This window comes from Rhizobium sp. Leaf306 (assembly GCF_001423425.1).
In the GTDB taxonomy this organism is placed as follows: Bacteria; Pseudomonadota; Alphaproteobacteria; order Rhizobiales; family Rhizobiaceae; genus Neorhizobium; species Neorhizobium soli.
In genome coordinates this window covers 166,656-191,653 of record NZ_LMNX01000004.1, presented here as the reverse complement: position 1 = coordinate 191,653, position 24,998 = coordinate 166,656, and the positions used below count along the sequence as shown (strand labels likewise).

The following is a 24,998-nucleotide window of genomic DNA, read 5'->3' as shown; positions in this document are numbered from 1 at the left end:
CCCGGTCGTTATTGCAATTCCAGCATGATCGTCGCCAGAGGCGGCAACGTGATGTCGGCGGTGATCGTTCCTCCCGCATTCACCGCCTGCACGCGTCCGCCATTCCCCTTGCCGGTGCCGCCATAGATCTCGGCATCGGTGTTGAGGATTTCCCGCCATCTGCCCTCGCTTGGCAAGGGAATACGGTAATTTTCCCGGTAGACCGGGGTGAAATTCGTGATCACCGCCACCGGCTTTTCCCCCGGCGCCATACGCAGCCAGGCAAACACGGAGTTTTCGGCATCATCGGCAATCAGCCAGCGGAACCCTTCGCTCTCGCAATCGCGGGCATGCAGGGCGGGCTTGGAGCGGTAGCAGAAGTTCAGATCGCGGACGAGACGGCGCATGCCTTCGTGCGGGCTGTATTGCAGCAGGTTCCAGTCCAGCGACCGCTCCTCGCTCCATTCGCTCCACTGGGCAAATTCCTGGCCCATGAACAGCAGCTTCTTGCCCGGATAACCCCACATGAACCCGTAATAGGCGCGCAGATTGGCGAATTTCTGCCAGTCGTCGCCGGCCATCTTGGCGATCAGCGACCCCTTGCCGTGCACGACTTCATCATGGCTGAGCGGCAGGACGAAGTTTTCGGAATAGGCGTAGACCATGCCGAAGGTCATAGTGTTGTGGTGATGCTTGCGGTGAACAGGCTCACGCGCGAGATAACTCAGCGTGTCATGCATGAAACCCATGTTCCACTTGAACCCGAAGCCGAGACCGCCTTCGTGGACCGGCGCCGAGACTTTGGGCCAGGATGTGGATTCTTCGGCAATGGTCATCACACCGGGATGATTGCCGTAGGAAAGCGAATTCATCTTCTGCAGGAAGCGGACAGATTCCAGGTTCTCGCGGCCGCCATATTCGTTCGGCACCCATTCGCCCTCGCGGCGGGAATAGTCGAGATAGAGCATCGAAGCGACCGCATCGACACGCAGGCCATCGAGGTGGAATTTCTCCGACCAGTAGAGCGCGTTGTTGACGAGGTAGGACAGGACTTCCAGTCGGCCGAAATTGTAGATCGCCGTGTTCCAGTCGGGGTGGAAACCCTGGCGCGGATCTTCATGCTCGTAGAGTGCGGTGCCGTCGAAATGGCGCAGCCCGTGCGCGTCGACCGGGAAGTGGGCGGGCACCCAGTCGAGGATGACGCCGATGCCGACCTTGTGGCAGCCGTTGACGAAGCGGGCAAAGCCTTCCGGCTCGCCGAAACGGGCCGACGGCGCATAGAGACCGGTGGTCTGGTAGCCCCAGGACGGATCATAGGGATGTTCGGTAATCGGAAGGAATTCGATATGGGTAAAGCCCATGTCGGTGCAGTAGGGAATGAGTTCGGCGGCAAGTTCGTCCCAGGAGAGGAACGAACCATCCTGCTTGCGGCGCCATGACCCGGCGTGCACTTCGTAGATCGAGATCGCCTGACGGCGATGATCGGCCTTTTCCCAGAATTCCCGATGGGCTTCGTCATCCCATTTCTGCACCAGTTCCGGCGTGGTGACGGACGCCGTCTTCGGGCGCATTTCGGCGCGCCGGGCGTAAGGGTCGGCCTTGAGGGGCAGAACTTCGCCGTCGCTGCCGACGATCTCGAACTTGTAGGGGGTGCCAGCCAGGATATCGGGCGCGAAGATTTCCCAGATGCCGGTGTCCTGACGCAGCCGCATGATGTGGCGGCGGCCATCCCAGGTGTTGAAATCGCCAACGACAGAGACGCGCTTGGCATTCGGTGCCCAGACGGCGAAGTGATATCCCTCTACGCCCTCGTGCTTCATCGGATGGGCGCCCATCTTGTCGAACAGGCGCAGATGCGATCCCTCGCGGACGAAATAATCGTCCATCGGTCCCAGAACCGGGCCGAACGAGTAGGGGTCCGTCACCGCCCACTCGTCATCACCGCGGCGGGCGCGGTAACGGACGGGCTGGCGTTGCGAGGCGGAGACGATGCCTTCGAAATAACCGGCTTCGTGGCGGCAGGTGAGTTCGCCCAGTTCCGTGCCGTTCAGCGCCGTGGCCGTGACGGCCTCGGCGCCGGGGATGAAACAGCGGACCCTGTAGACGTCCCCGACCTTGTGCAGGCCGAGAACGGCAAAGAGGTTTGTATGCCTGCCTTCCAAAATCGCCTCGATCTCGGATAACGGGATTTCTCCAGGAGCTCTCCCGTCATCGAGCGTACGCGGCGCTTTTGTCATCAGGCTCTCCAGATTTCCGACGCGTATTGGCGAATGGTTCTATCGGAGGAGAACCAACCCATGCGGGCGGTGTTGAGAATAGTCTTCGAATACCATGATTTAGGGTCCGACCAGATTTGGTCAACGCTGCGCTGCGCTGCTGCATAGGCATCGAAGTCGGCGGCAACCATGAACCAGTCGTGATTGTAGATCCCGTCCATCAGGACCGTGAAACGCGACCGGTCATCCGGCGAAAACACGCCTGTCGCGATGGCATTCAGGGCCTGTGCAAGTTCCGGAGACTGGTCGATAACGGCGCGGGGATCGTGGCCCTCGTCGCGGACCTTCTGCACCTCGTCCGCTTTCAGGCCGAAGATGACGATGTTGTCTTCCCCGACATGGTCGCGCATTTCGACATTGGCGCCGTCGAGCGTGCCGATCGTCAGTGCCCCGTTCAGGGCAAACTTCATGTTGCCGGTTCCCGACGCTTCCATGCCGGCCGTCGAGATCTGCTCGGAAAGATCGGCCGCGGGGACCATGATCTCGGCGAGAGACACGTTGTAGTTCGGTATGAAGACGATCTTCAGGAGACCGCGCACCGATGGGTCGTTGTTGATGACGCGAGCGACGTCGTTGGCCAGCTTGATGATCAGCTTGGCGTTGTGGTAGCTCGGCGCCGCCTTGCCGGCGAACAGTTTGACACGCGGCACCCAATCGAGTTCCGGATGCGAGCGGATCTGGTCGTAAAGCGCTACCGCCTCGATGATGTTGAGGAGCTGGCGCTTGTATTCGTGGATGCGCTTGATCTGGATGTCGAACATGGCCGACGGATCGAGCCTGATGCCCATGCGGCTGCCGACCAGATTGGCGAGTGCGATCTTGTTGGTGCGCTTGATCGCTGCAAACTTGTCCTGGAACGAGCTGTCGCTTGAGAATTTCTCAAGATCTGTCAGCGCCTCGGTGTCATCAAGGAATTTGTCGCCGATGGCGTCCTGGATCAACGATGTGAGGCCCGGATTGCACTGCATCAGCCAGCGGCGAGGGGTGATGCCGTTGGTCTTGTTGTTGATGCGTGTGGGATAGAGCGTGTGCAGGTCCTGGAACACAGTGACCTTCATCAGGTCCGTATGCAGGGCCGAGACGCCGTTGATCGAATGCGAGCCGACAAAGGCAAGGTTGCCCATGCGCACGCGGCGCTCGCCGCCCTCGTCGATCAGCGAGATCGAACGGATCTGGGTTTCGGAGAAGTTCTTCAGCTTGCGCGCTTCCAGCAAGATCTTGGTGTTGATCGCATAGACGAGCTGCATGTGGCGCGGCAGCAGGCGCTCGAACAACGGTACCGGCCAGCTTTCCAACGCCTCGGGCAGAAGCGTGTGGTTGGTGTAGGAGAAGGTCTTGCGGACAATTTCCCAGCTCTCGTCGAAATCCACGCCGTGGATGTCGACCAGAAGGCGCATCAGTTCGCCGATCGAAATCGCCGGATGGGTGTCGTTGAGCTGGATCGCGACCTTGTCGGGAAGATTGGTGAAGTCCGGATACTGCTGCAGGTGGCGGCGCAGGATGTCCTGGAGCGAGGCCGAGGAGAAAAAGAATTCCTGGCGCAGGCGCAGTTCCTGGCCGGCCGGATTGGCATCGGCCGGGTAGAGGACGCGGGTGAGGCTTTCGGCCTTGTTGCTTTCGCGCAGCGCACCGATGTGGTCGCCGGCGTTGAAGGCATCGAGCAGGATCGGATCGATCGGCTGGGCCGACCAGAGGCGCAGCGTGTTGACGCGCTTGCCACGCCAGCCAACGATCGGCGTGTCGTAGGCCATGGCGATGACGCGTTCGGCCGGCTTCCAGACATAGCGCGGCGCATCGTCGTAACCGCCGACCGTGTCCACCGTGCCGCCGAAGCCGATTTCGTAGGAGCTTTCGCGGCGCTCGAATTCCCAGGGGTTGCCGTGGGCGAGCCAGGTTTCCGGCAGTTCCACCTGCCAGCCATCGGCCATCTGCTGACGGAACAGGCCGTGGACGTAGCGGATGCCGTAGCCATAGGCCGGGATCTCGACGGTTGCCATGCTCTCCATGAAACAGGCGGCGAGACGGCCGAGGCCTCCGTTGCCGAGGGCTGCATCGGGTTCGAGGCCGGCAATGACAGCCACATCGACGCCGAGCGATGTCAGCGCATCGCGAATTTCCGACATCAGGCCGAGATTGCTGACGGCATCGCGCATCAGGCGGCCGATCAGGAATTCCAGCGATAGATAGTAAACGCGCTTCTCGCCTGTCTTGTAGACCTTGCGGGTCGAATCCATCCACCGGTCGATAATGCGGTCGCGCACCACCAGGATCGTTGCTGTCAGCCAGTCATGCGGCTTGGCGACCTGCGCATCCTTGCCGATCCGATAGGTCAGGCGCTCGATGATCTCCTCCGCCATGATTTCAGGCCGGGAGCTGCGTGGTGCCGGAAAGGGGAGTTCGACGTTAGAAGAGGTCTTGTCCATGTCGCGCTAACTTTCTGGTTAAGCGTGAGAATTGCGTCCGATTCGGACCCTCGTTGAAGATCTGGGAAACCAGTTATGCACCGTTACGAAACGCTTGCAACGGGCAATGATATTGGTCTTGAAATATGTCATGGGCATGTAAAATCGCAAAAAAGCAAAACCCCGCCGGTTGGACGGGGTTCTGCAAATAATCAAACGTTCCGAGAGACTTAGACTGCCGCCTAGTTGGTGAGGCGAACCGCGGATTTTGCCGCCTTGTTGGCGATATCGCCGAACGCGTTGACGAGATCGGTCATGTCTTCGGGCTCGTAATAGTAGTCGCTGGCGCTTGCGCAGGTGCTCAGCAGCGACTTGCCCTTGTCCGGCGCCATGAAGGCAACGGTGAAGATCTTGATGCCATCGGCCTTGGCGGTTTCGCACTGGCTGCGCACTGTTCTGTCCAGCGCCGGATTCCAGTTGGCGCTTTTGCCGGTCATTTCGCCATCCGTCATCAGCACGATGTAGCGGTTGAAGGTGGCATTGCCCTTGGCCGTATGCGCCGTTGCCTCGGTCGTGTTGCTCGATTTCAGTGCATTCAGTGCGAGGGTCATCGCGCCGCTGGCATCGGTGCCGCCGGTCGGAACGCTTGGAAGCGCCGCCACGTACTTGGCAGCCTCGGTCGTGCCCCATGTCATCGGTGTCGGAGACTGCGTCTCATCGGTGTAGGAAACCGCACCGACACGGATCAGCGTGTTTTTCGGGTCGGACGTCTTCAGCGACGTGAACAGCCCCGTTGCCGCCGTCTGCAGGGCCTCGATCTTGCGGATGTAGCAGGGCCAGTAGAAGGCGACCGACGGCCAGTCAGCGTTGGTGTAGTTGTCACAGTAGGACCGCAGTGTATTCCTGTCGCTGGTGACAAAGGACATCGAGCCGGACCGGTCAAGCGCCAGGTACATCGAGATGCCGTTGGTCGTTTCCGAACTGCTGGATGCCGTGGCCGCAATATTCAGCGTGATGGACTGGCCGCCGATCATGCTGGTGATCGGGTTCAGCTTCATCGTGTACTTGGTGTTGAGCGCCACCGTATAGCCCTTGCTGGAAGCGCTGTTGTTGGTGGTCTTGGCGCTGACGGCGGTGGCCTTGCGGATCGCCTCCTGCTGCGCTGCCTTTTCTTCAGGTGTGGCGTTCGCGTCTATGCCATTGGCAAGGATCTGGCCGGCAAGGTAGTCGGTCGCCAGTTCCTGGGCGTCCTTCTCGTTCATGCCTTTCTGGGCCATCGATGAGGCAGCTGCCAGTGCCGCGGAATCCGCCAGACCCTGCATCTTGCTCTTGATCTGCATGGCATTGGTAAAATCAAGCGCGACGCCCGCCGAACCCAGGAGGATGGGCAGGAGCACCGCTGTCATAAGGCCGAAATTTCCGTCGCGGTTCTTGGCAAACCGCGTCCAAATTGATGCTGTCATCGCACTTACCCCCGTGCCGTAACCGCGCAACTCATTTGCACTAACACGTGGTCTTGATAGCGCGGAGCGGGTGGAGGAACCGCTAAATCAACCTTTAAAAATTGAACCAACACGACGATTCAGCGCCAAAACGGGTCTATCTGACCGGTATCACATCAACCGCCTGGATGATCTTTCGATTTCCGTAACCTTTGAGCACGCCGATGACAGGTGCGATATCGGAATAGTCACGGCCGTAGGCAACCACGATATGGTCGGTGCCGGCCATGATGTCGTTGGTGGGGTCCAGTTCGACATAGCCGACCGCCTCGCCGCACCAGACCTTGACCCAGGCATGCATCGCGTCGGCACCCTCCAACCGCTCCTTGCCCGGGGGCGGGAGCGTGCGCAGGAAGCCCGAAACATAGCCTGCGGGGATGCCGAGGCTGCGCAGCGCCGTGATCATGATATGGGCGAAGTCCTGGCAGACGCCGCGCTTCAGCTTGAAGGCCTCGCGCGGGGTTGTGTCGACCTTGGTCGCCTTGGAGTCATACTTGAAGTCGTCGTAGATGCGGGTGCAGAGCTCCTTTGCGATCTCCAGCACCGTCTGGCCCGGCTTGACGACGTCGCGGGCATAGGCGGCAATCTGCGGATCTTCGGGCAGGCGAGGGCTTGCGCCCGTCAGGTTGTGCGGCGAGCCGCCGTCGACGCTAAGATACGCTGCAAGCTCCCGCCTCAAGCCATCGAGCCGTGGCGACAGATCCGCGGAGATCGTCGGAGTCTCGACCATGACGCGCGCCTGCATACGGATGTCGAACCGCTCATGCGGCGCGCGCAGCAGGATTGAGGTCGCCTGCTGGCCGAAGAAATCAATGAAGGTGGCTTTCTCCTCTGCGTTCGGCGTGACGGTGATCGTGCCTGCAATCAGCCGCTGGCGGCCGGGCAGCGACAGCGGCAGGACCCGGATCACGTGCCGTGCGATCGAGGCCGGCTGGTCATAGACATAGCCCATGTGCATGGAGAGGTCGTAAAGCATGGCGTGTCCTCTCCCGCTCAGTTGAAATAGGTTCGGGCGAGAATATCGGAAAGCCGTTCAAGCTCCTGCTCGAGCTTGCGATAAACCTCCACATCCATGCCCTCGGGGGTCATGACCGCAAGGCCCGAATGCAGCCGCATCGCTTCCCTGTAGAAGGGCGACATCTGGCCGTTGAAAACGGCATTGGGCAGTTGCTCGACCTCGGTGCGGATCTCGGCCAGCTGGAACAGGATCGAACGCGGGTTGAGCGGATCGAGCGCCAGGAGGTCGGCGACCGTCAGCCGCGCGGTGTTGACGTTGTAGCGGCGCCGGTGGGTCATGACGCTGTCGCCGATTTCGAGCAGCATGTCCAGCGAACCGTCCGGGGCGTCCGGGCCGGACATGTGGGCGAGCAGCCGCGTCATATGAAGGCCGCGTTCGAGGTAGCGACCGATGGAAAGAAAGCGCCAGCCGGTGAAGCGATACATGTTTTCATGCACGAGACCGGCAAAACCCGCCAGCTTGCGCAGAAGGATGGTGCTGGCATGGGCGGCATCGTCGCCCGGTTGTGCGGTTTCATGAAAGCGCTTGGTGGTCTTGGCAAGATCCGTCAGGGCCAGCCAGCCATCCGGCGAAAAGCGGTCGCGGATGTTGCTGGCCGAATAGATCGCGCTGTTGAGGTGGGACAGAAGCGGCGCCGGCACGGCCTTCGCCATGTCCATATCGATCGATTTCAGATAGCCGGCGACGTCGACCAGAAGCGGCGCGTCCGGATCTGCTGACTCCGCGTAGCGCAGGTGCCAGGAGCGCAGGATGCGCAACGCACCTTCGGAGCGCTCGATATAGCGGCCGAGCCAGAACAGATTGTCGGCGGCGCGCGAGGGCAGCGACCCCGGCATGTTGCGGGTAAAGCTTTCTTCCGGCGGCAGCAGCGTCGGCTTGTCGACGGGCTTGTCGGAAACGATCCAGACATCGGCCGCGGTGCCGCCGGCCTGCATGGCGATCGCGGCCACGTCGTCGCCCGAGCCGATGCGGGCAAAACCGCCGGGCATAAGCTGCCAGCCATCCTCGGTGCGGGCGGCAAACACACGCAGCGACATCGGCCGCGGCACCAGCTTGCCGTCGACGTAAGCAGGCGTCGTCGACAGCGTTACGACTTCCTGGCCGACGAGCTTGGCGCCTTCGCTCGACAGCCACTCGCCGATCGATTCCTTTGCGGTCTCTCTCAACGACGATCCGAGCACCGACTGGCCGTTGTCGTCGAAGAAGGGCAGGCCGGAATAGGCCGGACCGATCACCATCCGACCGATATTCTTGGCGACATGCTCCCGCTCGGCCTTCTGGCCGCACCACCAGGTCGCGATCGAGGGCATGATCGGTTCTTCGCCGAGCAGGCGGTGGCAGATGGCGGGCATGAAGGCGAGCAGCGCCCGGGTTTCGAGGATACCGGAGCCGAGCGCATTGACGAGTGTCAGCGACCCGGACCGCAGGGCCTGGACCATGCCGGGCGTGCCGATATGGGAGCTCTGGTTCAGTTCCAGCGGATCGGCATAGGAGGCGTCGAGGCGGCGCCAGAGAACGCCGATGGGTTTCAGACCCGCCGCGGTGCGGACCATGACGCGGTTGTTGAGAACGGTCAGGTCCTCGCCTTCCAGCAGCATAAACCCGAGATAGCGGGCGATATAGGCGTGTTCGAAATAGGTTTCGTTGGCGGGGCCGGGGGAAAGCACCGCAATCCGGTCGTCGGGATATTGCTTGTGGCTCTGCAGCGCATCGCGGAAGGCGCCGAAGAAGGAGGCGAGGCGGTGGACATGGCTTTCGGCATAGATATCCGACAGCGCACGCGTGGTGGCGACGCGGTTTTCCAGCGCAAAGCCTGCGCCGGATGGAGCCTGCGTGCGGTCGGCGAGAACCCACCAGTCGCCATCCGGACCGCGGCCGATTTCGAACGAACAGAAATGAAGGTAATGGCCGCTGACCGGCTTTACGCCCACCAGCGGGCGCAGGAATTCCGGGTTGCCGGCGACCAGCTGCGGCGGCAGGAAGCCTTCCTCGACCAGCTTGTTGTCGCCATAGATATCGGCAAGCATCGCTTCGAGAAGGTCGGCGCGCTGCTTGAGGCCGCGGGAGATCTCTTCCCATTCCTTTTCTGCGATCAGAACCGGAATATGGCTGATCGGCCACGCCCGTTCGCCGCTGCCGCTGCCGGCCGTGCTGCCGGGTGCCGCATAGGTTCGGTAGAACACGCCGGCATCGCGCAGGTAGCGGTCGGCGCGGGCAAAGCGTTCATGCAGCTCGGCTTCCGAGAGACGGCTCAGATGCGCGATCAGGTTCTCCCAGACCGGCTTGATACGACCTTCGGCGTCCAGCATCTCGTCGGTGACGCCGGCCAAGGCCGCGTAGCCGAGGATCGGGTCAATGCCGATCTCGCCAACGCCTGTCTCGCCAATGGCGGCTTCCGCCTTGGCGTGCTCTGTTGCCGGTCCGTTGGACATGGCTTGCTGTCAACTCCAGTTAAAACCCAGGTGGTCCAGTTAAATCCCGGGTGGCCGGCGCAGATCGAGTGTCAGCGGAAATTCGGGCGATGGCATTTCCTGCATCAAAGCATAACTGCCGGCCGTGTGTCCCCACGGTTCGAACCGTGCGAGCCTTCGCGCTTCCGCTTCGTTGCCATTGACCGGAAAGGTCTCATAGTTGCGACCGCCCGGATGGGCAACATGATAGATGCAGCCACCGATCGAGCGGCTGGACCATGTATCATAGATATCGAATGTCAGCGGTGTATTGACCGGCAGAACCGGATGCAGGCCGGAGGACGGCTGCCAGGCCTTGAAGCGCACGCCGGCGACCGAAACACCGGATATGCCCGTCGGCGTCAACGGCACGGCGCGGCCGTTGCAGGCGACGGTATAGCGCTGCGGATTGCTGGTCTCGAGCCGCACCTGCAGGCGCTCCACGGAACTGTCGACATAGCGCACCGTGCCGCCGATCGCGCCCTGTTCGCCCATCACATGCCAGGGCTCCAGCGCCTGGCGCAGTTCCAGCTTGGCGCCCTCGTACTCGACTTCGCCGAAGAACGGGAAGCGGAACTCGAGCTGTGCCTCGAACCATTCGGGCCTAAGGTCGAAGCCGTTTTCGCGAAGGTCCGCCAGCACGTCCATGAAATCGGCCCAGATGTAATGGGACAGCATGAACCGGTCCGCCAGCGCCGTGCCCCAGCGGGTAAACCTGCCCTGAACCGGGTTTTTCCAGAAGCGGGCGATCAGTGCCCGCACAAGCAGCTGCTGCGCCAGCGACATGCGCGCATTCGGCGGCATTTCGAAGCCGCGGAATTCCACGAGGCCGAGGCGACCGGTCGGACCGTCGGGGGAAAATAGCTTGTCGATGCAGATTTCCGAACGGTGGGTGTTGCCGGTGACGTCGGTCAAAAGGTTGCGGAACAGTCGGTCCACGAGCCATGGCAGCGGTGCGGCACCCTGGCCCGGCATCGGCACCTGTGCCATCGCGATTTCAAGCTCGTACATCGAATCGTGGCGGGCTTCGTCGAGGCGCGGTGCCTGGCTGGTCGGGCCGATGAACAGGCCGGAGAACAGGTAGGACAGCGACGGATGGCGCTGCCAGTGCAGCACGAGGCTTTTGAGCAGGTCCGGGCGACGCAGGAACGGGCTGTCGTTCGGGTTGGCGCCGCCGACCACGACGTGGTTGCCGCCGCCGGTGCCGGTGTGGCGGCCGTCGATCATGAACTTGTCGGCGCCGAGACGGCTCTGGCGGGCCTCTTCATAGATCGCCGTTGTGGTCTCGACCGTCTCCTTCCAGCTTGCGGCCGGATGGATGTTGACCTCGATGACGCCAGGATCGGGCGCGACGCGGATGACGTTGATGCGCTCGTCATGCGGCGGCGCGTAGCCTTCGATATGGACGGCGAGACCAAGCTTTGTCGCCGCGTTTTCGGCTGCGGCGATCAGTTCGAGATAGTCCTCGATCTTTTCGACCGGCGGCATGAAGACGCAAAGCCGGCCATCGCGCGGCTCGACGGAAATCGCCGTGCGCACCGCGCCGCCGATTTCACCGAGCGTCTGCTCGACGCGGCCGGGATTGACCGGGTCGCCTGCCGTGAACGACTGCTCCGGCATCGCGCGACCCTCCGTCGCCTCGTGACCGGGCGGGACGATCACGTCGGGCAGGGCAGTTCGGGGGATCGAGGGATCGGCTTCGTGGATATAGGGAAATTGCGACGGCGGAATATAGGGAAGCGTGCCGAGCGGCAGGCGGTAGCCGACCGGGCTGTCGCCGGGGACCAGGAAGATCTTGCCGCGGCGGGTGCTCCATTTTTCGCTGATCCAGCGCTTTGCGCCCATGCTGCTGCCTCTCGCATGCGACTGCCAGGCCTGAACAGGCAGGATATAACCCGACGGGTTGGTCAGGCCGCGCTCGAAGACGCGGGCGATGCGGTTGCGCTCTTCCGGATCCTTGAGTTTCGAATTGGACGGATCGACATTATCAGGCAGCGAGCCTTCCTTGATGATCCACTCGGCCGGATCCTCATAGGCGGGCACGACCATCTCTTCGCCGATATCGAGTTCCGCTGCGAGTGCGGTCAGGAATTGCTGCGAGTCCTGCTCGCCGCTGCCATAGTCGCGGCCTTCTTCGGCGACGAGATCCGGATTGCTCCAGATCGGCTTGCCGTCCTTGCGCCAGTAGAGCGAGAACGTCCAGCGCGGCAGGCTTTCGCCCGGATACCATTTGCCCTGGCCGTAATGCAGGAAGCCGCCCGGCGCAAATTTCTCGCGCAACTTGCGGATGAGGACGTCGGCCTTTTCGCGCTTGGTGGGGCCGACGGCGCCGGTGTTCCATTCGTCGGATTCGAAGTCGTCGATCGACACGAAGGTCGGTTCGCCGCCCATGGTGAGGCGCACGTCCTGGGCTTCCAGCACGCGGTCCACCTGTTCGCCGAGATCGTTCAGCGCGTCCCAGCTGTCATCCGAGAAGGGCTTGGTAATGCGCGGATGTTCGGCCACGCGTGTGACGTTCATGGCAAAGTCGAACGACGTGTTCGCTTCACCGAAGTAACCGCCGGAAATCGGCGCGGCATTGCGGTAATGGGGCGTGGCGGCGAGCGGAATGTGGCTTTCGCCGGTCAGCAGGCCCGATGTCGGATCAAGGCCGATCCAGCCGGCGCCCGGCAGATAGACTTCGCACCAGGCGTGCAAATCGGTGAAATCGACCTCGGTGCCCGAGGGGCCGTCGAGCGCCTTCAGGTCCGGCGTCAGCTGGATCAGGTAGCCGGAGACGAAACGGGCGGCAAAGCCCAGATGGCGCAGGATCTGCACCAGCAGCCAGCTCGAATCGCGGCAGGAGCCCATTGCCGAGGTCAGCGTCTGCTCGGGCGTCTGGACGCCGGGTTCCATGCGGATGACATAGCCGATCGCCTGCTGCAGGCGGGCGTTGATACCGACCACCATATCGACGGTCGGCTGGCCGGGCGACATGTCCAGCGTCTTCAGATATTCGACGAGGGCGGGTTCCGGCGGCTCGGGCGTGCGGTAGATCGACAGGTCTTCGATGAGGTCGGCCGGATAGGTGAACGGCCAGGCCTGCGCCTCTTCCTCGACGAAGAAGTCGAAGGGATTGTAGACCGTCATGTCGGCGACGAGGTCGACCTCGATCTTGAATTCGGTCACCGGTTCGGGAAACACGAAGCGGGCGAGGTAGTTGCCGTAGGGGTCCTGCTGCAGGTTGACGAAGTGATTCTCCGGCGTGACCTTCAGGGAATGCGACAGCACTTTTGTGCGGGAATGGGCGGCGGGCTTCAGCCGGATGATCTGCGGCCCCATGCGGACCGGCCTGTCATAGCTGTAATGGGTGAGGTGGTAGATGCTCGCCTTGATCGACATTATGCCCCTTGCCGGCCTTGTTGAACGGGCCGTTACGTCATCGTTGCCGCGAGTTTGTGCAATGCATGAAAAGAATGCAAGGCGGGGCAGGCTGTTTTCCCGCTCACGTCGAAAGGTGAGCTTCGTTCGGTTTTCGATCGTTGTGCCGGGTAAGGGTCATCCGGCTGAGATTGCCCCTTATCCGCCTACCGGCACCTTCTCCCTGCGGGCGGGGAGAAGGACGCAGGCTGCGCGCTCAGAGTCAGATCAGGGTACGTGCCCACTCCCCGCGAGCGGGGAGTGGGCATTCCCAGGTATTTCCGCTAAGCGGCGACGGCTTCCGTCGGGACCTTGGCGCCGGTCATGAAGGCGACGGCGTCGGACATCGTGTAGTCTTTCGGGTTGATGACGGTCAGTCGTTTTCCGAGCCGGTGGATGTGGATACGGTCGGCCACTTCAAAGACATGCGGCATGTTGTGGCTGATCAGCACAATCGGGATGCCGCGCGAGCGCACGTCGAGGATCAGTTCCAGAACCTTGCGGCTTTCCTTGACGCCGAGCGCCGCCGTCGGTTCGTCGAGAATGATCACCTTGGAACCGAAGGCCGCAGCGCGCGCCACCGCCACACCCTGGCGCTGACCGCCCGAGAGTGTCTCGACCGCCTGGTTGATGTTCTGGATGGTCATCAGGCCGAGTTCGGAGAGCTTGCCGCGGGCAAACTTTTCCATGGCGCCATGATCAAGCTTGCGCAGGTATTTGCCCATGAAACCCTTGCTGCGGATCTCGCGGCCGAGGAACATGTTGTCTGCGATCGACAATGCCGGCGAGAGCGCGAGGTTCTGGTAGACGGTCTCGATGCCCGCATCGCGGGCCTCGATCGGCGAACGGAACTGCACCGGCTTGCCTTCCAGCGTGATCTCGCCCTCGTCTGGACGGATCGCGCCTGAGATCGCCTTGATCAGCGAAGACTTGCCGGCGCCGTTGTCGCCGATGACGGCGAGGATTTCACCCGGATAGAGGTCGAAATCGGCGTTGTCGAGGGCGGTCACCCGGCCGTAGCGCTTGACCAGGCCGCGGGCGGCGAGGATGGGTTGAGTGTTCGGATCGCGTGCCATCAGCCGGCTGCCTTTCTGATCCATTGATCGATTGCGACGGCGGCGATGATCAGCACGCCGATCAGGAGGTACGTCCACTGGACGTCGGTGCCGAGCATTCGAAGGCCGAACGAGAACACGCCGACGATGAGGGCGCCGAACACCATGCCGAGGATCGAGCCGCGGCCGCCGAACAGCGATATGCCGCCGATCACCACGGCGGTGATGGATTCGATGTTGGCGAACTGGCCCACTGTCGGGGAAACCGAACCGTTGCGGCCGATCGAGACCCAGCCGGCAAGCGCGCAGATGGTGCCGGCCAGAACGTAGACCGAAATCAGCATGCGCTTGACGTTGACGCCGGAAAGCTCTGCCGCTTCGGGATCGTCACCGACTGCGTAAAGATGTCTGCCCCAGGCGGTCTGGTTGAGCACGTACCAGAGGACGGCGACCAGCAGCACCATCGCGACAACGCCGAAGGTGAAGACGGCGCCGCCGACCTTGAACGTCGTGCCGAGGAACTGCAGAAGCGGAGCCGTCGCCTCGATTTCCTGCGAGCGGATCGTCTCGTTGGAGGAATAGAGGAAGTTGGTGGCAAGCACGATCTGCCACATGCCGAGCGTGACGATGAAGGGCGGCAGTTTCACACGGGCGATCAGGAAGCCGTTGATGAAGCCGCAAATCGCGCCGACCGCGAAGCCGCAGGGAATGGCGATCTCGACAGGAACCCCGTAGCGGAAGACCATCTGGCCCATGACGACAGAGGAAAGGACCATGATGGCGCCGACCGAAAGATCGATGCCGGCGGTCATGATGACAAGCGTCTGTGCCGCGCCGATAATGCCGGTGATTGCCACCTGCTGCAGGATCAGCGTCAGGGAGAAGGCGTTGAAGAATTTTCCGCCGAGAAGGATGCCGAACACCAGCAGGGCTGCGACGAGGACGATCAGCGAAACCGCCGACGGACTGGTGTGCAGGAAGTGCTGGAATTTCTGGACTGGCGTTTTCTTGTCGCCGTCGAAGGACGCGACGTCGGTCGAACTGTCCTTCAGAACCTTTTCGTAGTCATGATGCGGCGATGCCGCCGTTGGCTCGGTCATGGATGTTCCTCCGAGAAATTCCGTTGTCGCTCGACAGTGAGAGACCCTCTCCGGCCTACCGGCCATCTCTCCCACCCCGGTGGGAGAAGACTTGCGGCGGACGCAGGGATTGTCTGAGCGGTTGCCGCCGGATCAAGCCCTCCCCGTTGCGGGGAGGGTCGTGTTTGGTCTTTCAAATGCAGGTGGGGATCAGCCCCAGCACTTGTTCAGACCTTCCTTGGTGTCGATCGACTTGATCGCGGGAACCGGCTTGTCGGTCACGAGCGTTACGCCTGTGTCGAAGAAATCCTTGCCGGCAGTCGGCTTCGGCTTTTCACCGGTATCGGCGAACTTCTTGATCGCCTCGATGCCGAGCGACGCCATCTGCAGCGGATACTGCTGCGAGGTTGCACCGATGACACCGCCGGCAACGTTCTTGACGCCTGGGCAGCCGCCGTCGACGGAGACCAGAAGCACGTCCTTCTCGCGACCGACGGCCTTCAGCGCTTCATAGGCGCCGGCTGCTGCCGGTTCGTTGATGGTGTGAACGACGTTGATGGTCGGATCCTTCTGGAGAAGGTTTTCCATCGCGGTGCGACCGCCTTCTTCATTGCCGTTGGTCACGTCATGGCCGACGATGCGCGGATCGTCTTCGTCGCCGATCTTGTTCGGATCCTTCGGATCGATGCCGAAACCGATCATGAAGCCCTGGTCGCGCAGGATGTCGACGGAAGGCTGCGACGGGGTAAGGTCGAGGAAGGCCACCTTGGCTTCCTTGGCCTTGTCGCCGAGCGTTTCCTTGGCCCACTGGCCAATCAGCTTGCCGGCCAGAAGGTTGTCGGTCGCAAACGTCATATCGGCCGCATTGATCGGCTCCAGCGGCGTGTCGAGCGCGATGATCAGCATGCCGGCGTCGCGGGCCTTCTTGAGGTTCGGCACGATGCCCTTGGTGTCGGACGCGGTGATCAGAATACCTTTGGCGCCATCGGCGATGCAGGTTTCGATCGCGGCAACCTGGCTTTCGGAATCGCCATCGATCTTGCCGGCATAGGATTTCAGCGTGACGCCGAGTTCCTTGGCTTTCGCAGTCGCACCGTCCTTCATCTTCACGAAGAACGGATTGGTATCTGTCTTGGTGATGAGGCAGGCGGAGACGCCGGCTGCGTGCGCCGGAGCGGAAAACGCAACGCCGAGGACAAGCGCCGCAAAGGCGCCAGAAAGCACAGTCTTTTTCATGATATCTCCTCCCGAGAGATCTTTTCCCCAAGCCTGGGGCGATTGATGCAAATGTTCAGAAACACCGGGTGCCATCGAATTCGACGAGCGCCGTCTCCAAGCCTCCCATGTCCTCTGCAGCCCGGATTAAGACCAGTTTTCCATGAGCTGTCAATAATTAATTCCGATTGAATTATTTATCCACGGTGGCATATTCGGCGTGCGTGGAGCGACGATCCACGGCGAGTTTCGGGAGGAGTTCCAATGTCGATCGCGGGAAGTACCGCGACAGGGTCGATGCCGCTCGGCAGTTTTTCGGGCGGATCGAACCAGGTTCGCGTGCGTGCCTATAACGAGAGGCTGGTCCTTTCGCTTGTTCGCATGCACGGCGAAATGTCGAAGGCGGACATTACCCGCGCCAGCGGACTGTCGGCGCAGACTGTGTCGGTGATCATGCGATCGCTCGAAAAGGACGGGCTTCTGCTGCGCGGCGAACCGATCCGCGGCCGGGTGGGGCAGCCGTCGGTCCCGATGCGGCTCAATCCCGATGCCGTGTTTTCCTTCGGGGTAAAAATCGGCCGGCGCAGCGCCGATCTGGTGCTGATGGATTTCGTCGGGCAGATCCGGATGCATCATCACGAAACCTACGCCTACCCAGTGCCGCAGAAGATCATCGAGATCATCGGCAAGGGGATCGGCAGGCTCGAGGGCCAGCTCAGCATGGTCGAGCGTGAGCGGATCGCCGGCATCGGGATCTCGGCGCCGTTCGAACTGTGGAACTGGGCAGACGAGGTCGGCGCGCCTGCGGGCGCGATGGACCTCTGGCGCGATTTCGACCTGCAGCAGGAGGTCTCCGCCTCGACCAAGCATGCCGTCTACCTGCAGAACGACGCGACCAGCGCCTGCGGTGCGGAGCTGGTGTTCGGGATCGGTCCGTCCTATCCGGACTTCGTCTATTTCTTCATCGGGTCATTTATCGGCGGCGGCATCGTTCTGAACTCCGCGGTGTTTTCCGGCCGTACCGGGACGGCAGGCGCCGTCGCGCCACTTCCGGTGCGCGGCAGGGACGGTTCAACCCGGCAGTTGCTCGACGTCGCTTCAATTTTCGTTCTCGAGAACATGCTGAAGGAAAAGGGGATCGATCCGGAGCCGCTCTGGTATTCGGCCGACGAATGGATCGATTTCGGCGCGCCGCTCGATCTGTGGATCGGCGAGACGGCGGCAGCGCTTGCCCAGGCCATCATTGCCAGCGCCTCGATCATCGATTTCGGGGCTGCCGTGATCGATGGCGGCTTTCCGTCCTGGGTGCGCAAGCGGATCGTCACCGAGACGATCGAGGCCGTCAAGCGGCTGGACCTGCAAGGTGTCATCATCCCCGATATCATCGAGGGCAAGGTCGGCAGCCACGCCCGCGCCATCGGCGGCGCCAGCCTGCCGATCTTTGCGAAATACCTCACCGATCCGAGTGTGCTGTTCAAGGCGATGTGACGAGGGGACGTCCGCATTCGATCGTGGGACGCTCGACGCTGTTTCCGGTCAGCCGTGAACGGCACGCCTTTCTCGCACCTTCGCAATTCCCTTGTGGTAGTTAGGACTCGACACAGACAGGCAGGAGCCGGCGGCAGATGGTGAATTCGCAAGATAAGGCGGAGCCCTATGAACTTCCTCTGTCCGGCCAGCTCAAGATGATGACGGGGGCGTTCTGGGCGTCGCCGGTGCGCAAGCCCGTTCTTGCCCTCACGGCCGCGCTGCTCTGCGTCATCTTTGCGACCACCTACGCCACCTATCGGCTGAACGAGTGGAACGGACCGTTCTACGATGCCTTGGCACGGCGCGACATGCCCGAATTCCTCCACCAGCTTGTGGTGTTCGGAGTCCTCGCCTCGCTCCTGACACTGCTCAACGTCATCCAGCAATGGCTGAACCAGATCGCCGCGATGCGGATGCGAGAAGGGCTGGCCCGCGATCTCGCCGATGTCTGGCTGACGCCGGGGCGGGCCCTGAAGCTTGCCGGTGCCGGCGCGATCGCCGACAATCCGGACCAGAGACTGCACGAGGACACCCGCATCCTGGCCGAGAACACGACGTCACTGTCGATCGGCCTCGTCAATTCGACCATTCTTCTTGCAAGTTTCATCGGCGTGCTATGGGCGATCTCGACCGATTTCGGCCTGCAGATCGGCGGTCGTACCATTGTCATTCCCGGCTATATGCTGTGGGCGACGATCCTCTACGCCCTTTTCGGATCCGTCATGAGCAACGTCGTCGGCAGCCGGCTGGCGCGGCTGAATGCGCAGCGCTATGCCCGCGAGGCTGATCTGCGCGCGACCCTTGTCCGGGCGAACGAGAACATGAAGCCGATCACGCTTGCGCGCGGCGAGGAAAGCGAGCTTTTCCGCGTTCACACCGCAATCGATGGCGTGCTTGGCATGCTGCGCAAGCTTGCCTGGGCGCTCACTAACCTGACCTGGGTGTCGGCCGGTTTCGGTTGGCTGGCGTTGGTGGCGCCGATCATCATTGCCTCGCCGATGTATTTTTCCGGCAATCTTTCGTTCGGCGGTCTGATGATGGCGGTCGGCGCCTTCAACCAGGTCAACCAGGCGCTGCGCTGGTATGTGGCGAATTTCAGCGTCATCGCCGACTGGCGGGCGACGCTCGGCCGTGTCTCCTCGTTCCGCAATGCCCTGGTTTCGATGGATACGCCGGCGATGGAAGGCTCCGTCCTCACCTACCGGAAAAGCGATGGGGAGGACGTGCTGTCCGTCACCGACCTTGCGGTCTTCGGCGAACCCGACAAGGGTGGGGACGGCCATGGCATCAGGGTCGCGGAAGGCGCCTTCACCATCCGACCCGGCGAGCGCGTGCTGATCAACGGCAATCCGGGGACAGACCGGCATCTTCTGTTCCAGGCACTGTCCGGTATCTGGCCCTGGGGCAAGGGCGAGATCCGACTGCCGGCCGCAGATCGGATGATCATGATGCCGCAGGAAGGTTATCTGCCGACCGCATCACTGCGCGAGGTCATGACCTATCCGGCGACTGGGCCTGCTGGCATGCGCGATGGCATTCCCGACATGACCGACGCGGCGCTGGCGCAAGCGTTGGAGAAAGTCGGTCTGCATCGGCTCGTCGATAAATTCGACGAGGTGGAGCGATGGGACCGGCTGCTCGACAAGGACGAGGAAGTGGCGCTGCAGATCGCCAATGCCGTGCTTCGAAAGCCGGACTGGCTGATCATGGACGACGTCCTGGAAGGGCTCGAACCGGAGACGCAGGCGCTGTTGCTCGACGTGCTGGCCGGGCTTACCGGCTCGACACTGATCTATATCGGCCGCTCCGACGTGTTTTCGGACAGATTTTCACCAAAGGTATTTCATCTGGCGCCGCTCCTGGCTGTCGATACGAAGAACGAGGCTTGAGACAATGGGTAAGCATGCTTCTCAAACGACAGGGAGAACCGGGCAATGCCTCATCTGCGGTCGCACGTTTGCGGTATCGAAGCTTCACAAGGCGGGCACTCTCAGGCCGCATCTCTTCGAGATGATCGCGGAGGAGGTAAAGACCTGTAGCGCCGACAGTCTGATCTGCGACGAGGATCTGGCGCGCTTCAGGCGGCGCTACGTGGAGGCACTGCTGGAAGAGGAGCGGGGCGAGATCACCGAGCTCGACGCCCGCGTGCTCGACAGTTTTGAAAAGGGAACGCTCACGGTTCAGGCGGGCGCGCCCGCCGCAATCGACCAGGCGGAAACGTTCGGGGAAAGGGTTGCCGACAGGGTCGCCGCCTTCGGAGGCTCCTGGACCTTCATCCTGTCCTTTTTAGCCGTGCTGGTTTTGTGGATGGCGCTTAACGTGGTTGGTTTGTCCACCGATCCGTTCGACCCCTATCCGTTCATCCTGCTCAATCTCGTCCTGTCCTCGCTTGCCGCCCTGCAGGCACCCGTCATCATGATGAGTCAGAGGCGGCAGGAGGACAAGGACCGGCTGCGCAGCGAAAACGACTACATGGTCAACCTCAGAGCAGAACTCGAAATCCGCCAGCTGCATGAAAAGATCGATCACCAGATGGCCAAGCAGTGGGAACGGCTCGCGGAACTCCAGCAGATCCAGATCGAGTTGCTGGAGAAACGATGATTAGTCGGGGTGAGGGGTGAGAGGGGACGCGCTCTACGTGGATCTCGAAGATTGATAATTTCGGGGAAACAAGCGTGGATCTTGTGCCTTCCAGTTATGAACTCGGCCCCCGTTACGAAAGCTTCGTGCGCAGGCTGGTGGAAAGCGGACGCTATGCAAGCGAAAGCGAAGTCATGCGCGATAGCCTTCGCCTGCTCGAAGAGATGGAGGAGCATGGCAAGGCCGGCTTCGACGCACTGAAGGCGGATATACGCACCGGGATCGAGAGTGGGCCGGGCATTCCGGCGGATGACGTCTTCGATCGGCTTGAAGCCAGATATGGCGGACGCCGCTCCTGATGCGCGACCGAGCTTCGTTGCATCCACTTCAAACGGTACGTGATGTTCTACACCGTGTCCCAGGATGGTGTGAGAATTGAGCGCATCCTGCACGGCGCGCGCGATATCCCCGCAGCATTCAAGGAACAAGACTAAACCGATCTCACGGCGGCGTCTGTTGGATTCTTCCGGCGTTCGGGCGTCGCAGGTTGAAGAGGTTGCCGGCGAGGATGAGGATTGCGCCGGCGGCGGTCAGGCCGTCGATGGCTTCGGCGTAGAGAAGGTAGCCGATGAGGGCCGAGGCCGGCACGCGGAGATAATCCATCGGCATCGCCACCGTCGCATCGGCATAAGACAGCGCCTTTGCCATGCAGTAATGCGCGAATGTCCCGGTGAACGCGATCAGGAAGATCCACGGCCAGATCCCCGCGGACGGCCAGGTCCATACCCGGAGCGCCGGGATCAGCCCGATGATCGACTGGATGATCAGCATCCAGAAGATGATCTTGGTGGCGCTGTCGGTGCGCGTCAAAAGCTTGGTGGTGATGAAGGAAATGGCGAAGAAGAAGGCAGCGCCGAGCACGATCAGGTGGCCTGGGTTGAGCGGGGCGGCGCCTGGCCGCAGGATCAGAAGCACGCCGGCGAGCCCGAAGCCGATCGCCGCACCCTTGCGCCATGTCAGCTTCTCCCCGAGGAAAGCCGCTGCCATCAGCGCCGCCCAGATCGGGGCGGTGAATTCGATGGCGATCACCTGCGCGAGCGGGATCAGCGTCAGGCCCATCAGCCAGGCGAACTGGCCGATATAGTGGGCGACGTTGCGGCCGATATGGGCCGGCAGGATGGTGGTCCGCATGGCTTTGAAGCCACCCTCGCGAAACACCAGCGGCAAAAGCATGAAGAAGGCGATGATCGAGCGCATTTCCATCACCTGGAAGACGTCGATCTCGCGGGTGATGATCCGGCCGGAAATCGCCATCAGCAGCAGCAGGCTGATCGACGTCAGCATCCACGCTGCAGCCTTCTTCGTCGACGGGGCCGGCTGGGCTGACGACGTCGCCCGCGAGGCCCTTGCCGATTGATTGCTGTCCACTTCAGTCTCCTTCGACGCAGAACGGTCGCTCTAATGCTTTTTTGGTTTGAAAGGAAAGCCTTTCCGCCCACCGGTTGTGTCTGCTGCTTATCCCGACGTCAGAATTCCCATCGAGCGGAGCAGGTTTTCGTGCTGGTCGCGGCTGACAGTCATGCCCTTGAACGACGCCATGGCTGCAAGATCCATCTCATCGAAGGTCGCCTGCGAGAGGTTGGCGAAATCCAGGGTCGCGCCGGTGAAATCGATATTGTTGAGGCTCGATCCCATCAGGCTGACGCGGCTGAGATTGCTGTCGACAAACGAGCAGTCTCTGAGATCGCAGCTCTCGAACCGGCTCTCTTCGTAGCTTGAGGCCGCAAACACCGCGTATTGCAGCTTGCAACGCTGTAAGACGACGCCGCCAAACATCATGCGCTTGCTGATCTTGCGATGAACCTCGGCATCGAACTGCAGACCGACAGCCGACGAGTCGGTGATCTCGAGCAGGAAGGCTTCGCATTTGACGATGCGGTTGTTGGAAAGGTTGCAGGCCTTAAACTTCGCCTCGTTGAGGTCGCAGTAATTCCACGCAGATCCTGCCTGCGTTTCGCGATCGACGAAGATGCAGTTGAAAAACTCGGCTTCCTTGAAGGAGCAGTTGGAAAAGCTGCAGCCGATGAATTCGCATTCTCTGATCTTCGCGCCATCGAAGATGCAATCGTTGAACCGGCAATCCGAAAATTTCGATTCGGACGTGATGAAATCGGACAGGTCTTCGGATGCAAATCGGAGGCCGATGACCGGCTCCTTCATCGAGAATGCGGTTTCAAGCGACGATATTTCCAACACGCAATCTCCATTGTCAGGCAGCTTGCCTATACGTTCGCGCAACTTGTGACGGTCAGCGCCACATGCCGCGCATTCTTGCGGTTACGTCGATGCGGATCTGGTGGCGGGCTTGGCGTTCGGCTTCGGTCATTTGCGCCACCACCGGCCAGGCGGTGCTTTCGAAGAACTGCAGCAGCGTTGCCGGGATAAAGCGGGAGCGTGAGGCGTAGACGTGCCTGTCGCCTTGGGAATGCTGGCCGTGGGTAAAGAAACGCTGCGGCGTGATCAGGTGAAGGTGATCCTTCGCCCGCGTCATCGCCACGTAGAGAAGCCGCCGTTCCTCCTCGATTTCGGCCGTCGTGCCAGTGCCGAGATCGGAGGGAATACAGCCGTCGACACAGTTGAGCAGGAAAACCGAGCGCCATTCCTGGCCCTTGGCGGAGTGGATTGTCGAAAGGATCAGGTAATCCTCGTCCAGCAGCGGCACGCCGGCCTGGTCGCTGGTGGCATCCGGCGGATCGAGCGTCAGTTCGGTGAGGAAGCGTTCGCGCGACGCGTAGCCGGAAGCGATCTGCTCCAGTTGCAGAAGGTCGGCCTTGCGGGTGTCGGCATCTTCGTGGATGCGGCTAAGATGCGGTTCGTACCATTGGCGGGCGAGCCCGATTTCGGAAGGCCAGCCTTCGCTTTTCCTGACGGCGCCGAGCATCTCGACAAAGGCCGGCCAGTCTTCTCCGGATCTCGGAGGCGAGGGGATTTCCTGGAGTGCCGCCAGCGGTTCCGGATCAGCTGCGATCGCATCGAGGATCTTTGCCGCTGTCTGCGGGCCGATGCCCGGAATGAGCTGCAGCAGGCGGAACCCCGCAACCCGGTCACGCGGGTTCTGGGCAAAGCGCAGGGCCGCCAGCATGTCCTTGACATGGGCGCTATCGAGGAATTTCAGGCCGCCGAACTTGACGAAGGGAATGTTGCGGCGGGTCAGTTCCACTTCCAGCGGGCCGGAGTGGTGCGAGGCGCGAAACAGCACGGCCTGCTGCTTCAGCAGCATGCCGGTTTCGCGATTCTCGAGGATCTTTTCCACGATATAGCTCGCCTGCTCGGTCTCGTCCTTGACGGTGACCAGACGCGGCCGCTCCTCCGACTGCCGGTCGGTCCACAGGTTTTTCGTGAACCGCTCACGGGCAAGTTCGATGACGCCGTTGGCGGCTGCCAGAATGGTGGTGGTCGAGCGGTAATTGCGGTCGAGCGTGACGATGTTGGCGGGTGGATCGAAGGTCGCGGGGAAATCGAGGATGTTGCGGATCGTGGCGGCACGGAACGAATAGATCGACTGGGCGTCGTCGCCCACCACCGTCAGCCCGCGGCCGCCGGGCTTCATCGCCATCAGGATCGAGGATTGCAGCCGGTTCGTGTCCTGGTATTCGTCGACCATGACGTGATCGAATCGCTCGCCGACATCCTGCGCGATCAGCGGCTCGCTCATCATCTGCGCCCAGTAGAGCAGGAGATCGTCGTAATCGAGCACGTTCTGCGCCTGCTTGGCCTCGACATAGGAGGCAAACAGATCGCGCAGCTGCGGTTCCCAGGCAAGGCACCACGGGAAGGAGGTCTTCAGGACCTCGTCCAGCGGCGTCTCTGAATTGACGGCGCGCGAATAGATCGCAAGGCAGGTGCCCTTGGTCGGAAACCGGCTCTCCGTCTTGGAGAAGCCGAGCTCGTGGCGAACGAGGTTCATCAGGTCGGCGGAATCCTCACGGTCGTGGATGGTGAATTCCTGGTCGAGGCCGATCTGTTCGGCATAGATCCGCAACAGCCTTGCGCCGATGCCGTGAAACGTGCCGGCCCAGGCGAGCGCATCGGTCATGACGCCGGACTTCGCCCCCATCACTTCGCGACAGATACGCTGGACGCGACGGCCCATTTCGGAGGCCGCACGGCGGGAAAACGTCATCAGCAGCAGGCGGCGCGGATCGGCGCCCGACACGATCAGGTGGGCGACGCGATGGGCAAGCGTGTTGGTCTTGCCCGAGCCTGCGCCTGCAATCACCAGAAGCGGTCCCGCAGCGCCGCCATCCGGCACGTCCGAACCATGTTCGACCGCGCGGCGCTGGGCCTCGTTCAATTTTTCCAGATAAGCAACCGACATTCAGCTTCCGCGGCATGTTCTTGATGTGTTCGTTTAAGCTCTACCTGATTCGCCGGCATTTGCCGCAATCGGTCTCCATCCCCGTTCGATTCTTAAACTTGACTACGCAGGTCGGCTTTGGCTATCGATGCGATG

At 61.7% G+C, this 24,998-nt stretch carries 16 protein-coding genes and 1 pseudogene; 5 read left to right on the top strand and 12 right to left on the bottom strand.

Annotated elements, in window-relative coordinates:
- Nucleotides 1-8: 8 nt before the first annotated feature.
- The 9 genes and pseudogenes from glgB to ASG19_RS18995 all read right to left on the bottom strand — a co-directional run bounded on the left by glgB (nucleotide 9) and on the right by ASG19_RS18995 (nucleotide 16,396).
- Nucleotides 9-2,216 carry a 1,4-alpha-glucan branching protein GlgB gene (gene glgB / locus ASG19_RS19035; RefSeq protein WP_062461034.1) on the bottom strand — a complete coding sequence of 736 codons (2,208 nt, stop codon included), beginning with the start codon at nucleotides 2,214-2,216 and terminating at the stop codon, nucleotides 9-11.
- Nucleotides 2,216-4,678, bottom strand: a complete 2,463-nt coding sequence (locus ASG19_RS19030) for a glycogen/starch/alpha-glucan phosphorylase (RefSeq protein ID WP_062461031.1) — start codon at nucleotides 4,676-4,678, stop codon at nucleotides 2,216-2,218. The genes glgB and ASG19_RS19030 overlap by 1 nt, the downstream gene beginning before the upstream one ends.
- Nucleotides 4,679-4,899: 221 nt before the next feature.
- Complete coding sequence (locus ASG19_RS19025; protein WP_062461028.1) at nucleotides 4,900-6,120, bottom strand: TadE/TadG family type IV pilus assembly protein; 1,221 nt, start codon at nucleotides 6,118-6,120, stop codon at nucleotides 4,900-4,902.
- Nucleotides 6,121-6,256: 136 nt separating this feature from the next.
- Nucleotides 6,257-7,135 carry a transglutaminase family protein gene (locus ASG19_RS19020; RefSeq protein ID WP_062461025.1) on the bottom strand — a complete coding sequence of 293 codons (879 nt, stop codon included), beginning with the start codon at nucleotides 7,133-7,135 and terminating at the stop codon, nucleotides 6,257-6,259.
- A 17-nt stretch (nucleotides 7,136-7,152) separates the two neighbouring features.
- A pseudogene (locus ASG19_RS19015) lies at nucleotides 7,153-9,519 on the bottom strand (circularly permuted type 2 ATP-grasp protein); the annotation flags it as partial.
- A gap of 129 nt (nucleotides 9,520-9,648) precedes the next feature.
- Nucleotides 9,649-13,008 (bottom strand): transglutaminase family protein, encoded by a 3,360-nt coding sequence (locus ASG19_RS19010; protein WP_062461020.1) that lies wholly within the window; start codon nucleotides 13,006-13,008, stop codon nucleotides 9,649-9,651.
- Nucleotides 13,009-13,310: 302 nt separating this feature from the next.
- On the bottom strand, nucleotides 13,311-14,102 hold the full coding sequence (locus ASG19_RS19005; RefSeq protein WP_062461891.1) for an ATP-binding cassette domain-containing protein: 792 nt from the start codon (nucleotides 14,100-14,102) through the stop codon (nucleotides 13,311-13,313).
- Nucleotides 14,102-15,181, bottom strand: coding sequence for an ABC transporter permease (locus tag ASG19_RS19000; RefSeq protein ID WP_062461017.1), 1,080 nt, complete (start codon nucleotides 15,179-15,181; stop codon nucleotides 14,102-14,104). The genes ASG19_RS19005 and ASG19_RS19000 overlap by 1 nt, the downstream gene beginning before the upstream one ends.
- A gap of 189 nt (nucleotides 15,182-15,370) precedes the next feature.
- Nucleotides 15,371-16,396: a sugar ABC transporter substrate-binding protein gene (locus tag ASG19_RS18995; RefSeq protein ID WP_062461015.1), complete on the bottom strand. Its 1,026-nt coding sequence runs from the start codon at nucleotides 16,394-16,396 to the stop codon at nucleotides 15,371-15,373.
- Between the two features lie 243 nt (nucleotides 16,397-16,639).
- Between ASG19_RS18995 and ASG19_RS18990 the strand changes: the two genes are divergently transcribed.
- The 5 genes from ASG19_RS18990 to ASG19_RS24000 all read left to right on the top strand — a co-directional run bounded on the left by ASG19_RS18990 (nucleotide 16,640) and on the right by ASG19_RS24000 (nucleotide 20,979).
- The gene (locus ASG19_RS18990; protein ID WP_062461012.1) at nucleotides 16,640-17,863 is read left to right on the top strand and encodes an ROK family protein; all 1,224 of its coding nucleotides are present in this window, start codon (nucleotides 16,640-16,642) and stop codon (nucleotides 17,861-17,863) included.
- Between the two features lie 137 nt (nucleotides 17,864-18,000).
- Nucleotides 18,001-19,794 carry an ABC transporter ATP-binding protein/permease gene (locus ASG19_RS18985; protein ID WP_062461010.1) on the top strand — a complete coding sequence of 598 codons (1,794 nt, stop codon included), beginning with the start codon at nucleotides 18,001-18,003 and terminating at the stop codon, nucleotides 19,792-19,794.
- Between the two features lie 4 nt (nucleotides 19,795-19,798).
- Nucleotides 19,799-20,506, top strand: coding sequence for a DUF1003 domain-containing protein (locus ASG19_RS18980; RefSeq protein WP_062461007.1), 708 nt, complete (start codon nucleotides 19,799-19,801; stop codon nucleotides 20,504-20,506).
- 83 nt (nucleotides 20,507-20,589) lie between these two features.
- The gene (locus tag ASG19_RS18975) at nucleotides 20,590-20,844 is read left to right on the top strand and encodes a type II toxin-antitoxin system ParD family antitoxin (RefSeq protein WP_062461888.1); all 255 of its coding nucleotides are present in this window, start codon (nucleotides 20,590-20,592) and stop codon (nucleotides 20,842-20,844) included.
- 21 nt (nucleotides 20,845-20,865) lie between these two features.
- Complete coding sequence (locus ASG19_RS24000) at nucleotides 20,866-20,979, top strand: hypothetical protein (protein WP_280136960.1); 114 nt, start codon at nucleotides 20,866-20,868, stop codon at nucleotides 20,977-20,979.
- 7 nt (nucleotides 20,980-20,986) lie between these two features.
- Here the strand turns inward: ASG19_RS24000 and ASG19_RS18970 are convergent, their stop codons facing one another.
- From ASG19_RS18970 to ASG19_RS18960, 3 genes are all read right to left on the bottom strand, one after another.
- Entirely contained in the window at nucleotides 20,987-21,829 is an 843-nt protein-coding gene (locus ASG19_RS18970) for a DMT family transporter (RefSeq protein WP_062461885.1), read from the bottom strand.
- 171 nt (nucleotides 21,830-22,000) lie between these two features.
- Nucleotides 22,001-22,741, bottom strand: coding sequence for a pentapeptide repeat-containing protein (locus ASG19_RS18965; RefSeq protein ID WP_156466568.1), 741 nt, complete (start codon nucleotides 22,739-22,741; stop codon nucleotides 22,001-22,003).
- 52 nt (nucleotides 22,742-22,793) lie between these two features.
- Nucleotides 22,794-24,863, bottom strand: a complete 2,070-nt coding sequence (locus tag ASG19_RS18960; RefSeq protein ID WP_062460999.1) for an ATP-dependent helicase — start codon at nucleotides 24,861-24,863, stop codon at nucleotides 22,794-22,796.
- Between the last annotated feature and the right edge of the window lie 135 nt (nucleotides 24,864-24,998).

Coding starts and splice junctions, on each gene's coding strand:
- glgB (WP_062461034.1), bottom strand. CDS start 2,216: ATGACAAAAGCGCCGCGTACGCTCGATGACGGGAGAGCTCCTGGAGAA.
- ASG19_RS19030 (WP_062461031.1), bottom strand. CDS start 4,678: ATGGACAAGACCTCTTCTAACGTCGAACTCCCCTTTCCGGCACCACGC.
- ASG19_RS19025 (WP_062461028.1), bottom strand. CDS start 6,120: ATGACAGCATCAATTTGGACGCGGTTTGCCAAGAACCGCGACGGAAAT.
- ASG19_RS19020 (WP_062461025.1), bottom strand. CDS start 7,135: ATGCTTTACGACCTCTCCATGCACATGGGCTATGTCTATGACCAGCCG.
- ASG19_RS19010 (WP_062461020.1), bottom strand. CDS start 13,008: ATGTCGATCAAGGCGAGCATCTACCACCTCACCCATTACAGCTATGAC.
- ASG19_RS19005 (WP_062461891.1), bottom strand. CDS start 14,102: ATGGCACGCGATCCGAACACTCAACCCATCCTCGCCGCCCGCGGCCTG.
- ASG19_RS19000 (WP_062461017.1), bottom strand. CDS start 15,181: ATGACCGAGCCAACGGCGGCATCGCCGCATCATGACTACGAAAAGGTT.
- ASG19_RS18995 (WP_062461015.1), bottom strand. CDS start 16,396: ATGAAAAAGACTGTGCTTTCTGGCGCCTTTGCGGCGCTTGTCCTCGGC.
- ASG19_RS18990 (WP_062461012.1), top strand. CDS start 16,640: ATGTCGATCGCGGGAAGTACCGCGACAGGGTCGATGCCGCTCGGCAGT.
- ASG19_RS18985 (WP_062461010.1), top strand. CDS start 18,001: ATGGTGAATTCGCAAGATAAGGCGGAGCCCTATGAACTTCCTCTGTCC.
- ASG19_RS18980 (WP_062461007.1), top strand. CDS start 19,799: ATGGGTAAGCATGCTTCTCAAACGACAGGGAGAACCGGGCAATGCCTC.
- ASG19_RS18970 (WP_062461885.1), bottom strand. CDS start 21,829: ATGCTGACGTCGATCAGCCTGCTGCTGCTGATGGCGATTTCCGGCCGG.
- ASG19_RS18960 (WP_062460999.1), bottom strand. CDS start 24,863: ATGTCGGTTGCTTATCTGGAAAAATTGAACGAGGCCCAGCGCCGCGCG.